Origin of the sequence: Rhodopseudomonas sp. BR0G17 (assembly GCF_010907025.1) — a bacterium.
GTDB classification, from domain to species: Bacteria; Pseudomonadota; Alphaproteobacteria; order Rhizobiales; family Xanthobacteraceae; genus Rhodopseudomonas; species Rhodopseudomonas palustris_H.
In genome coordinates, this window is the sequence record NZ_QUML01000121.1 from 1 (window position 1) to 504 (window position 504).

At 66.1% G+C, this 504-nt stretch carries 1 protein-coding gene; it reads right to left on the reverse strand.

Annotation, left to right across the window (positions count from 1 at the left end; all coding sequences use genetic code 11):
* Positions 1–504, reverse strand: a 504-nt coding sequence (locus DY467_RS25490; RefSeq protein ID WP_205502828.1) for an autotransporter-associated beta strand repeat-containing protein, incomplete at both ends; no start/stop codon positions are given.

Below are 504 nucleotides of genomic sequence, written 5' to 3' on the forward strand. Positions count from 1 at the left end.
ATGCATTCACCGTCGCGCCGCCGAGCGTGGCGGTGCCCGAGACGTTGACGCGGTCGGCACTGCTCGGCGACACCTCGACCATGTAGCTCGACGCCGCGGTGAACGTCAGATTGCCGCTGACATTCAACGTGCCGATCGAATTGCCCGGCGCCAGCGCGCCGCCGTTGATCAGCGTGGTGCCGACGGTGCCGGTGCCGCCGAGCGTGCCGCCGGCATTCACTGTCGTCAGCGACGAGGCTGCGATCGAACCATTGACGCTGAGCGTGCCGGCTTCGACCGTGGTGGCGCCGGTGTAGCTGCTGGTGCCGGTCAGCGACAGATTGTTGGAGCCTCGCTTGATCAAACTGCCGCCGCCGGAGATCGCGCCGCCGAAGCTGGTCGCGTCGGAGCGATTGAAGGCGAGCGTGGCGTTGTTGGTGACATCGCCCAGGATCGATCCCGAGGTGCCACCGTCGCCGATCTGCAATATGCCTCTGGAGACAATGGTGCCCCCGGTGTAAGTAC